Genomic DNA, 11,602 nt, shown 5'->3' with positions numbered 1-11,602 from the left:
GGACCGGAACGCCGAGCCGTCGCACGACCCCCGGCAGGGTCGCCCTGTCCCGCATGACCTTGTCCCCGATCGGCCGCACGGCCGCCGCGAGCGACGGGTCCTGCTCCGTCGCGCCAGTCTTCGTTCTGGGCGTCGCGGCTTCCTGCGTACCTGGTGCCGTGGATGCGCCTGCCCCCGACCGGCGGGCGGCACTCAGCGGCGGAGGCGCGGTTGCGCGGGTAGGGTCGGGGTGTCGAGGAAGCGCCGGGAGACGGATGTGAGTACTCAGCACCGGCCGACGCCCGACGGGCTGAGGCTGTCCCCGCTGTCCGGGCGGTGGGGCGTGCGGGCCGCGGGAGAGGTCGGACTGACCACGCGTGAGGTCTGGGAGCGCGCGCTGGAACAGGCGGTGCGCGAGGGCGAGGACGTGTTCTACCTGGAGTTGTCCGCCGTGACGTTCGTCGACGTCGCGGGCGTCGGCGCGCTCGCCGCCGCCGCTCAGCGGCTGCCCGACGGCCGGCGGATCGTGCTGCACCGCCCGCCGCCCGCCCTGAGCCGGGTACTGGAGATGTTCTGGCCCGACCTGCCGGCGATCGAGGTGGCGACGCGATGAGTGCAGCCGACGTCCCCTTCGACTCGGTCGCCCCCGTCGATCCCGTCGACCCCTTCGTCCATCCCGCCCTCTTCTACCGCGGCCGGCAGGAGTACCTCGCCGGCACGGTCCCCTTCGTGCGGGAGGGACTGGCCGCCGGGGAGCCCGTGGCGGTGGCGGTGCCCGCCGAGAACCTCCGGCTGATCCGCGCCGAACTGGGCGCCGACGCCGACACCGTGCGCCTCCTGGACATGCGCGAGGCCGGGCGCAATCCCGGCCGGATCATCCCCGGCGTTCTGCGCGCCTTCGCCGACGCCCAGCCGCCCGGCCGGCGCGTGCGGATCATCGGCGAGCCGATCTGGGCCGGCCGCACCCCGACGGAGTACCCCGCGTGCGTCCAGCACGAGGCGCTCATCAACGCGGCCTTCCAGGGCCGTGAGGTGACGATCCTGTGTCCCTACGACGCCGACCGCCTCGACGACCAGGTCCTTGCCGACGCCCACGCCACCCACCCCGTCGTCATCCCCTCCGGCGCGGGCGGGAAGCGGGACAGTGACGCGTACGCCCCGGCGGACATCGTCGCCCGCTACAACGAGCCGCTCGGCTCCGTACCGGAGGTGCCGCCCGTCGCCTTCGACGCCGGGTCGCTCTCCGAGGTCCGGCACCTCGTCACCGCCGAGGGCGCGCGGTTCGGGCTCACCGGCACCAAGTTGGGCGACCTGGCGCTCGTCACGGCCGAGCTGACCACCAACAGCGTGGTGCACGGCGGTGGTTCGGGTGCCGTGCGCGTGTGGGCCGAGGACGGGTACGTGGTGTGCGAGGTCCGCGACAAGGGCCGGCTGGCGGACCCGCTCGCCGGGCGCCGCACCGCCTCTCGCGACCAGCGAGGCGGCCGCGGACTGCTGATGGTCAACCTGGTCTCCGACCTGGTCCGGGTGCACGCGGACGAGGACGGCACCACGATCCGCAGCTACCTCGCGCGCTGACAGACGTCGGCGAACGCCAGAGCACGCTGCCAAAGGCGGTGAAGGTGGCGGATGGCGGCGGACGGCGGCGGACGGTGACGGACGGGGGGTGAACTGCGGCGAACGGGGGCGAACAGGGGGGCGGCAGCGAACGGCGTTCAAAGCGGAGACTGCCACGTCACCGTCGTACCGCCGTCGCCGTCACCGCCGTCGTCCCCTGTCGTGCCGTCGTCGTGGACCGTCAGGCGTACGCCGTCGCGGCCGTCGGGGAGGGTCGCCGTGGCGTCGACGGCGACCTCGATGCGGGAGACGGCCGGCCGTCGGGCGGCGGCGGCCAGGGCGCGGCGCAGGGCGGTCAGCAGATGACCGGCGACCTGGTCCGGGATGCGGCTTTCGACGGCGCCCGTGAAGCGGGCGGACGGCCGGAAGCCGAGCGCGGCGGCCACGCCCGCCGTTTCGCGCAGCACCCTGCCGCGGAACGTGGTCGGGGCGTCGGCAGGCGGCTGTTGCAGGGCGAAGATCGCCGTACGGACCTCCTGGATCGTCGATTCGAGTTCGTCCACGGCCCGGCCCAGGGTCTCGTCGACGTACGTGACCTCGCTCCGGCGCCGGGCGGCCTGCAGCATCATGCCGGTGGCGAACAGCCGTTGGACGACGAGGTCGTGCAGGTCGCGGGCGATTCGGTCGCGGTCTTCGTAGACCGCGAGGCGCTCCCGGCCCTGCCGGGCGTCGGCGAGCACCAGAGCGAGGGCGGCCTGGGAGGCGAACTGGATGGCCAGGAGCCGTTCCTCGGGGGTGTACGGGCGGTCGCCGCGCCGGCGGGGGAGGGCGAGGGTGCCGATGAGCCGCCCGCCGGACTGGAGCGGCAGCATCATGCTGGGGCCGAAGCGGTGCCGGACATGGGTCGTCATCCGCGGATCGGTCGCCGAGTCGTCGATGAACACCGGCTCCCCACCGAGGAGTTGTACGAGGACGGGGCTGCCCGCCTCGATGGTGGCACCGACGATGCCGCCCGGGTCGTCGAGCGTCGAGGCGGTCACGATCTCCATTCCGCCCTCCGCGGTGGGCTGGAGGATGACGCCGGCGGCGGCGTCGGCGACGACGCGGGCCCGGTCGGCGACCGTCATCAGCGCGTCGGCGGCCGTCCCGCCGGTGAGCAGGGCGGTCGTCACCGCCGCCGCGCCCTCGATCCAGCGCTCGCGCAGGCGGGCCGTCTCGTACAGGCGGGCGTTGCCGATCGCGATGCCGGCCTGGGCGGCGAGGGCGTGCAGCAGCTGCTCGTCCTCGGCGGTGAACGGGCCGCCGCCGCGCTTCTCGGCGAGGTACAGCCGTCCGAACACCTCGTCGCCGACCTGGATGGGCACCTCGAGGGTGCCGGTCGTGCCCGGCTGCCCTGGCGGAGCCGCGGTACGGATCTCCGCGATCCCGTCCAGACCCGGGTCGGTCGTACTGACGGCCGCGTAGCGGGCGCCGGTCAGCTCGGCGGCGGCGTCCACGATGTGCTGGAGGGTGGTGGGCAGTTCGAGGTCGGTGCCGACGCTGAGGACGGCGTCCAGGAGGGGCGGGAGTCCCGGTACCCGGGCGTCGGTCATGCCGGCTGCCGCACCCTCGGTCAGGCGGCCAGCGGGTCCAGAGTCAGCGGCTCGATCCTGCCCTCCAGCATCTCGCCCAGGCCCTGCACGGCGCACACGTCGGGCCGCTCGGCGATGTTCACCGGCATGCCCGTGGCGTGCCGCAGCATCTGGTCGAGCCCGGGGAGCAGGGCGGAGCCGCCGACCATCATGATCCCGCGGTCGACGAGGTCGGCCACCAGGTCGGGCGGGCAGTCCCGCAACACCCTGCCGATGCCGTCGAGTACGGAGGTCAGCGGGGTCTGGATCGCGCCGCGGACGGCAGCGGTGTCGACCCGCACGGAACGGGCGAGTCCCGTGGCCACGTCCCGGCCGTGGATCTCCGTGGACGCCGGTCCGTGCGCGGTGAGGCCGTTGCCGGACAGGGCGAGCTGGAGGGGCCGTACGGACTGGCTGGGCAGCATCAGCTCGTGCTCGTGGCGCAGGTGCTGGACGATCGCGTGGTCGACGGCCTCGCCGCCGACGGGGATCCGCTCGGCGGTGACGATCGAGCCGAGGGAGAGGACGGCGACCTGGGTGGCGGCCGCGCCGCACACCATGATCATGGTGGCTTCCGGCCGGGCGACGGGCAGTCCGCAGCCGACGGCGGCGGCGATGAGCGTGTCGACGAGCTCCACGCGGCGCGCGCCGAGGCCGACGAGCGTCTCGATCGTCGCGCGCTGGGCCAGCGGGCCTGCGTCGTGCGGGGTGCAGGCGGCGGCGCGCAGCCGGGGTTTGCGGCGCAGAGCGCGGCGGATCTTGTCGCCGAGCAGGTGCCGCAGCATGCGCTGCGCCATCTCGATGTCGACGACCGTCCCGCCGGAGACCGGGCGCACGACGCGGATGTAGTGCGGGGTGCGGCCGGTCATCTTCTCGGCGAACTCGCCGACCGCGATCAGCGCGCCCGTACGGGTGTTCATGGCGGCGACGGACGGCTGGTCGACGACGAGCCCCGCCCCCTTCACGTACACCCGCGTCCTCGCCGCGCCCAGGTCGACGGCGAAGTGGCAGCGGCGCAGCTGCTCCAGACTGGCGGTCATGGCAGGACCTCCCGAGAGCGCAGGACCGTGGGGGCCGCCGGATGGCGGGCCTCCTTCGCATCGTGCGGGGGTGGGGCGGCGGGCGCCTTCCGGAGGGGGCCGGGCGGGGCGCCGCCGAACGGGGGGTTCGGGGGCGGCGGGAGCGGGCCGCGCCGAGGGGTGACTCTCCCGGACACGTCATCAGCGAGAGCGGGCCGCACCGCGCCGACCCCATCCTTCTGGCGGGAACATGCCAGGGCGCGTTTCCGCCCGCTCCAGTCAACTCCACTGCAACACAAGCCCCCTGAGACTCTTCGCAGTACACGACGAAGAGAGGCGTGGATGACCAGAGGACCAGTCAGACGTGGGGCGACCCTCCTGTCGGCCGGGCTCGTGATCGCTCTGCTTCCCACGGTGGACGCGGGGGCGACAAGCACCGCCCCGGCCACCGCGAGTACGGCGAGCACCGCGACCACCACCCGGACCGTCACCCTCGTCACCGGCGACAAGGTGACCGTGACCGACCTGGGCGACGGAAAGAAGACGGTCACGGTCGAGCGGCCCCAGGGGGCGACCGGAACCGTCCGGACCCAGACGGACAACGGAAAGATCAGCGTCATACCGGACGAGGCGTTGCCCTATCTGCGGGCGGGCACCCTCGACGAGCGGCTGTTCGACGTCAGCGAGCTGATGGAGCAGGGGCTCGCCGACAACAAGACCGACGAGCTGCCGCTGATCGTGACGTACGACAAGGGCGCGCGAACCGTGACCCCGCGGGGCGCCGAGCGGACGCGGGCGCTGCCCAGCGTGCGCGGGGCGGCCGTCGAGGCGGACAAGGGCCGGAGCTTCTGGCAGGCGTTCACCGCGCAGGACGGCGTGAAGGGCCTCTGGCTCGACGGGCGTGTCACCGCCGACATGGCCGCGAGCAACGCGCAGATCGGCACGCAGGAGGCCTGGGCGGCCGGGCTCACCGGCAAGGGCGTCACCGTCGCAGTCCTGGACACCGGTGTCGACCTGGGCCATCCCGATCTCACGGACCGGGTCACCGCCACCAAGAGCTTCATCGAGGGGCAGGAGGTCGCCGACCGCCACGGTCACGGCACCCACGTCACCTCGACCGTCGGCGGCAGCGGGACCGCCTCCGACGGCAAGGAGAAGGGCGTCGCCCCGGACGCGACCCTCGTCGTCGGCAAGGTGCTCAGCGACTCGGGCACGGGCAGCGAGTCGCAGATCATCGCCGGCATGGAGTGGGCCGCGCGGGACGAGCACGCCAAGGTCGTCTCGATGAGCCTCGGTTCCGACGAGCCGAGTGACGGCACCGATCCGATGGCGCAGGCCGTCGACACCCTCTCCCAGGAGACCGGCGCCCTCTTCGTCGTCGCCGCCGGCAACACCGGCACCCCCTCCTCCATCGGCTCGCCCGGCGCCGCGGACGCGGCCCTGACCGTCGGCGCGGTCGACTCCGCCGACGAGGCCGCCTACTTCACCAGCGCCGGCCCCCGCTACGGCGACAACGCCCTCAAGCCGGACATCTCGGCGCCCGGCGTCAACATCCTCGCCGCCCGCTCCCAACTCGTCGGCGGCAGCGGCTACTACACCTCCATGAGCGGTACGTCCATGGCGACGCCCCACGTCGCCGGAGTGGCCGCCCTGCTCGCCCAGGAGCACCCCGACTGGACCGGCGCCCAGCTCAAGGACGCGCTGATGTCCACGTCGAAGCGGCTCGACGCCTCCGCCTACCAGCTGGGCACGGGCCGGGTGAGCGTGCCCGACGCCATCACCGCCGACGTCACCGCCACCGGCAGCGCCGACCTCGGCTTCTACAGCTGGCCGTACGAGGCCGACAAACCGGTGACGAGGACCGTCACCTACGCCAACTCCTCCGCCACCGACGCGCAGTTGAGCCTGTCGGTGCAGGGCGCCCCCGACGGTGTCGCCACCCTCGCCGACACCACGCTCACCGTGCCCGCGCACGGCACCGCGTCCACCACCGTGACCGGCGACGGCGCCAAGGCGGCGGTGGGCAACACCAGCGGGCAGATCGTGGCCTCCGACGCCGACGGCACGCCCGTCGCGCACACCGCGTTCGGGCTGGTCAAGGAGGAGGAGCGGTACACACTCACCGTCCACGTCAAGGACCGTGACGGGGCCGCCACCGCCGCCTACCTCACCGTCCAGCAGCTCGCCGCGGGCGTCGACGCGACCTCGGTCCACGTCGGCGACTCCGGCACCCTGAAGCTGCGCCTGACGCCGGGCACGTACAGCCTGAACTCCTTCCTCGACGTGCGCGGCAGCCACGGCACCGACTCCCTCGGCCTCGGCTTCCTCGCGGCACCCGAGATCATCCTCGACCAGGACCGCGAAGTAACCCTCGACGGCCGGAAGTTGCGGGAGATCAAGGCCGACGTCGGCCGGCGGACCGAGACCCGGCACCTGCTCATGGAGTACGACCGCAGCGGGAACGGCTCCGACCTGTTCGGCGCGGCCCAGGTGCCCGTGAAGTACGACAGCGTCTTCGCCACGCCCACCGACAAGGTCACGCAGGGCGACTTCGAGTACCGCACCGTGTGGCGGCTCGGCAAGCCGACGCTGGACGTCAGGGGCGTCGACGAGGCGGTCTTCCAGCCGGGCGCCACCCTCATCGAGGGCCGCACCAAGCTCCCCCTGGTCGACGTCGGGGACGGACCCTTCACCGGCGTCCAGGGCAAGGCGGTTCTCGCCAGGCTCGCCGCCGACGCCGATCCGGTCGCACTCGCCCAGGCCGCCCAGGACGCCGGCGCCAAGGCGCTGTTCGTCACAGACGACGTGGCCGGGCGGCTGAACGCCTGGTGGGGAGCGGACGACGGCAGCGACCGGACGATCCAGATCGCCACCGTCAACGCCGCCGACGCGGCCCGACTGCGTGCCGCGGGCAAGGTCGACATGACCGGCACCCGCAACACGCCCTACGTGTACGACCTTTCGGACGGTCACCGGGGCGCGATCCCGAACGCGGACCTGACCTACCGGCCGAGCGACGGTGAACTCGCCACCGTGGACGCGAAGTTCCACGCCACACAGCCGGTCAGTGGCGGGGAGTTCCGCTACTCCATCACCGACACCTTCCCCATCGGTATCGGTTTCCTGCAGCGGATCGACTACCCGGCCGAGCGCACGGACTACGTCTCCACCGGTCCCGGCCAGCAGTGGCACGAGTCCGTGCAGACCGCCGACGGCGCGCTGGAGGAACGCGGCGGGCTCGTCACCTACAAGGGCGGCTCCCACCGGGACCTCGACTGGTTCAAGCCGGTCTGGCACCCGTGGCTGGGTACCGGTCTCGGCTGGGGCCAGCAGCGCGCCGGGAACCAGATGCAGTTCAACACGCCCGGCTGGGGCGACTCCGGGCCCGACCACACCGGCTTCGGCGACGTGTGGAGCAGCGACACCGGGATGAGCCAGTACACCGAGGTCTACCTCGACGGGGAGCGCGTCGACCGGCGCAAGAGCTCCGGCGCCTATGTGTGGGACGCGCCCGCCGACGAGCACACCTACAAGGTCGTCACCGACACCACGCTCGACGCCGACCGCTGGAAGCTCGCCACGAAGGGCCACGCCGAGTGGACCTTCCGTTCGGCGGCCACTCCCGAGGACCGGTTCACCTTCCTGCCCCTGATCAACCTCTCCTTCGACGTCGACACCGACCTCGCGGGCGACATCAGGGGCGGCACGCGGGTGCCGATCGGGATCGGGGCCGAGTACGTGGTGGGTGCACCGGACACCGGGACCCTCGGCGGCGGGACGCTCGAAGCCTCCTACGACGACGGGACGACCTGGCAGCCGGTGAAGCTCACCAGCGCCGGCCACGCCGCCTGGCAGGGGACGCTGACGGTGCCGCGCGACGCCGCCCACGTCTCCCTGCGGGCGTCCGTGACCGACGACCAGGGTGGCTCCGTGCGGCAGGAGATCACCCGGGCGCTGGGGGTGAAGTAGCCCCCGCGTCACAGCAGGCGGCGCCGCCTCCCGGACAGGGGGAGGCGGCGCCGCCGTGTGCGCCGGACCGTCTACTCGCGGACCGTGAGGCCCTTGACCGGGTCGGTCACGACGGCAGCGCCCGCTTCATGATCTTCCCCATGTCGTTGCGGGGCAGGACGTCGAGGTAGCGGACCACACGCGGTCGCTTGTGCGGGGCGAGGCGGGCCGTCACATGGTCGGCCAACTCGTCGACGGTGGGCGGGGATCCGGCATCCTCCGGCACGATCCAGGCGACGATCCGCTCGCCCAGGTCCGCGTCCGGCTCCCCGGTGACGGCGGCCTCACGCACCCCCGGATATTCGAGGAGCGCGTTCTCGATCTCGCCCGCCCCGATCTTGTAACCCCCGCTCTTGATCAGGTCGGTGGCCTTGCGGCCGACGATCCGGACATAGCCGTCGGGGTCGCGCACCGCCATGTCGCCGGTGCGGAACCAGCCGTCGGCGGTGAAGGCGGCCCTCGTAGCGTCGGGCCGGTTGAGGTACTCGGTGAACAGGTTCGGGCCGCGCACCTGGATCTCGCCGACGCTCTCGCCGTCGTACGTGGTGATCGGCGTCCCGTCGTCCTCGACGAGCCGTAGCTCCACACCGGGCAGCGGCACGCCGACCGCCCCCGCCCGCGCCTCCCCGTCCGCTCGGACACTGGTGTTCATCAGCGTCTCCGTCATGCCGTACCGCTCGATCACCCGCCGTCCGGTCGCCGCCGTGATCCGCTCGTGGTCGTGCACGGGCAGCGCGGCGGAACCGGAGACGAGCAGCCGGGCCCCGGCGAGCGCCTTGACCAGCTCGGGGTCGTCGGGCAGCGTCTCGGCGATCCGGTGGTACATCGTCGGCACCCCGAACAGCATGGTCGCGCCATGGTTCAGCTCGCGCGCCACGCCCTCCGTGCCGAACCGGCCCAGGTGCCGGACCGAGCCGCCCCGCCGCAGCGGGCCCAGGACGCCCAGCACCAGCCCGTGCACATGGAACAGGGGCAGCCCGTGCACCAGCACGTCGTCGCCGGTCCACTGCCAGGCGTCGGCGAGCGCGTCCAGGGTCGCGGCGATCGCGCGGCGCGGGATGACGGCGCCCTTGGGCGGGCCGGTGGTGCCGGAGGTGTAGACGACCAGGGCGGGGGCGGAGGCGTCCACCTTGTCGGCGACGGGCACACCGGCACCGCGCACATCGACGTCGACGCGTGCCAAATCACGTACCGCAGGGGGGAGTTCGTCGCCCGGGGCGGCCAGTACCAGGGCCGGCGCGCTGTCGGACAGAATGTGCCCGAGCTCCTTCTCTCCCGACTTGGGGTTCAGCGGCACGGCGGCCGCACCGGCGAGCAGCACGCCCACGACCCCGACGGCCGTCTCCAGGGCGGGAGTCGCCCACACGGCCACCCGGCCCGCCCCGCGGATCCGCTCGCCGACCGCCGCGGCCGCCGCCGCGAGCTCCCGGTACGTCAGGGACCGGTCACCGAACCGCAGGGCGACTTGCTCACCCGGATCGCCCGTCAGGGCCGGAAAGAGGGAGGTCACGCGGCGCACTCCTAGTGGTGAGGGAACGGGTGGGGAAACGGGGGAGGGAACTGGTGAGGGGACACGGCCGGGAACAACACCTCCGTTCCTACACCAGCGCCGGCGTCGTCCGGCGCCCCCGAACGGTTGACGCCGCTCACTTCGACGGAGCCGGCAGCCGCCGGGTCCCCACCACCGCGCTCAGGTCGGGCGCCAGCCGTAGTTCCACCGACCGGAGCGCCGGGTGGTCCAGCCAGAAGCGGCGTGCCGCGTCGGGGCGGCCCTCGTACATCGGCGGCCAGGTCGTTGCCGGGGTGAAGTCGTCGACGACGGCCGTGCCGCCCGGGGTCAGGAGGCGCTCGACGTCCGCCGAAGGGCCGCCTCCCTTCCCCTGCCCGCCGCCGTCCAGCACGAGCAGGTCGTACGGCCCCCGCTCGCCGATGCGCTGCCAGTCGCCGGTGAGGACCTCCACCTCGGGCCGGCCGGCGAACACCTCGGCGGCGACGCGGGCGCGCTCGGGGTCCCGTTCCACGCTCACGAGCCGCACGCCGTCGCCCGCGCCCGAGGCGAGCCAGGCCAGCCCGACCCCGAACCCCGTGCCCGTCTCGCCGATGAGGCCGCGCGCGCCGCCCGCCAGCGCGTGCAGCAGGCGGCCCTGTTCGGGGCGGCAGGAGTAGGGGAAGCCGTGGGCGCGGGCGGCGGCGAGGGCCCGCTCGACGAGCGGAGGGAGGTGGTCGTGGGAGTCGTAGGCGTCCGTTCCGGAGATCGACATGGTGCCGATCCTGCCGTGGGTCAGGCCGCCGCGGCCACCAGATCGGCGACCACGCAGCTGACGTTGTCCGGGCCGCCGGCGTCGTTCGCGGCGTCCACCAGGGCCCGTACGGCGTCGTCGGGGTCCGGGAGGGAGGACAGCAGCTGCCGGATCCGGTCGTCGGCGACGACCCCCGACAGACCGTCGGAGCAGAGCAGGAAGCGATCGCCGGGCTGCGCGTCCTGGAGGTGCAGGTCCGGCACGACGGGCGCGCCGCCCGCCAGGGCCTTGAGGAGCAGGGCGCGCTGGGGGTGGACGGTGGCCTCCTGCACGGTCAGCCGGCCCTCGTCGACCATCGACTGGACCATGGTGTGGTCGTGGGTGATCCGGAACAGTTCCCCGTCGCGCAGCAAATAGGCGCGCGAGTCCCCGATGTGCACGAGGGCGAGCCGGGAACCGGTCCACAGCATGGCGGTGAGGGTCGTACCGACGTCCCTGGCCGCCGACACCTCGTGCACGGCCCGGGTCGCGTTCTGCACCGCGTCCTCCAGCAGGTTGAGCACGCTGCCCGCCGGCACCTCCTCGGTGTCCAGCGTCTTCAGCGCCTCCACGGCGGCGCTACTGGCGGGCGCGCCCGCCGGACCGAACCCGTCGGCGACGGCGAGCAGCCGACCGCCCGCGTAGGCGGTGTCCTGGTTGGCGGGGCGGACGCGGCCGGGGTCGGAGTGGGCGGAGTAGCGCAGTTCCAGCATGACGGTGTCCTTTCGCGGTGGGTGGGGTGTCGAGAGGTGGTCGGCGAGGAACGCGGCGAGGTCCCGCCGTACCGCGGTCTCCGCCTCGACCCGCGCCCAGTAGGCGCGGATCTCCCGGGCGGCGGCCGCGGGGGCGAGGGCGCACACCTGGCGGATCCCGGCCAGCGGCATGCCCAGCCGCCGCAGCCACGCCACCAGTCGCGCCTGCTCCAACTGCTCGCGGGCGTAGTAGCGGTAGCCGGTGTCGGGGTCGACCCGCGCGGGCCGCAGCAGCTCCAGTTCGTCGTAGAGCCGCAGTGCCTTCGGTGACAGTCGGCACGCCTTCGCGAAGGCGCCGATCGTCAGCATGTCCATGCGCATCCCCTATGCACCTCGCCCGGTCCCTCCCGGTTCCCGCCCCCGATGCTGGGGCTTCACCAAGGGTGAAGGTCAATCCC

8 protein-coding genes are annotated in these 11,602 nt (G+C 73.4%); 3 read left to right on the top strand and 5 right to left on the bottom strand.

The features are described 5' to 3' along the window. The first annotated feature begins 256 nt into the window (after positions 1-256). The gene (locus ACFY16_RS00285) at positions 257-592 is read left to right on the top strand and encodes an STAS domain-containing protein (RefSeq protein ID WP_390644834.1); all 336 of its coding nucleotides are present in this window, start codon (positions 257-259) and stop codon (positions 590-592) included. Further along, positions 589-1,557: an anti-sigma factor RsbA family regulatory protein gene (locus ACFY16_RS00280; protein WP_390644833.1), complete on the top strand. Its 969-nt coding sequence runs from the start codon at positions 589-591 to the stop codon at positions 1,555-1,557. Before ACFY16_RS00285 ends, ACFY16_RS00280 begins: the two co-directional genes overlap by 4 nt. Before the next feature lie 137 nt (positions 1,558-1,694). On the opposite strand, the gene ACFY16_RS00275 is transcribed toward ACFY16_RS00280, so the two are convergent. Together ACFY16_RS00275 and ACFY16_RS00270 are read right to left on the bottom strand one after the other, a co-directional pair. Continuing rightward, a complete protein-coding gene (locus tag ACFY16_RS00275) occupies positions 1,695-3,128 on the bottom strand; it encodes a GAF domain-containing protein (RefSeq protein WP_390644832.1) in 1,434 nt (477 codons plus the stop codon). A 20-nt stretch (positions 3,129-3,148) separates the two neighbouring features. Beyond that, complete coding sequence (locus tag ACFY16_RS00270) at positions 3,149-4,186, bottom strand: rod shape-determining protein (protein WP_390644831.1); 1,038 nt, start codon at positions 4,184-4,186, stop codon at positions 3,149-3,151. Positions 4,187-4,507: 321 nt separating this feature from the next. Here ACFY16_RS00270 and ACFY16_RS00265 point away from each other — a divergent pair, with 321 nt between their 5' ends. Continuing rightward, positions 4,508-8,134, top strand: a complete 3,627-nt coding sequence (locus ACFY16_RS00265; RefSeq protein WP_390644830.1) for a S8 family serine peptidase — start codon at positions 4,508-4,510, stop codon at positions 8,132-8,134. 106 nt (positions 8,135-8,240) lie between these two features. On the opposite strand, the gene ACFY16_RS00260 is transcribed toward ACFY16_RS00265, so the two are convergent. The 3 genes from ACFY16_RS00260 to ACFY16_RS00250 form a co-directional block, all read right to left on the bottom strand. Beyond that, positions 8,241-9,683 carry an acyl-CoA synthetase gene (locus tag ACFY16_RS00260; protein WP_390644829.1) on the bottom strand — a complete coding sequence of 481 codons (1,443 nt, stop codon included), beginning with the start codon at positions 9,681-9,683 and terminating at the stop codon, positions 8,241-8,243. A gap of 136 nt (positions 9,684-9,819) precedes the next feature. Then, positions 9,820-10,434: an O-methyltransferase gene (locus ACFY16_RS00255; protein ID WP_390644828.1), complete on the bottom strand. Its 615-nt coding sequence runs from the start codon at positions 10,432-10,434 to the stop codon at positions 9,820-9,822. Positions 10,435-10,454: 20 nt separating this feature from the next. Next, positions 10,455-11,519 (bottom strand): MerR family transcriptional regulator, encoded by a 1,065-nt coding sequence (locus ACFY16_RS00250; protein ID WP_390644827.1) that lies wholly within the window; start codon positions 11,517-11,519, stop codon positions 10,455-10,457. Positions 11,520-11,602 lie beyond the last annotated feature (83 nt).

Source organism: Streptomyces sp. NPDC001315, from assembly GCF_042896175.1.
Lineage (GTDB): Bacteria > Actinomycetota > Actinomycetes > Streptomycetales > Streptomycetaceae > Streptomyces.
This window is presented reverse-complemented; position numbering and strand designations above follow the sequence as displayed.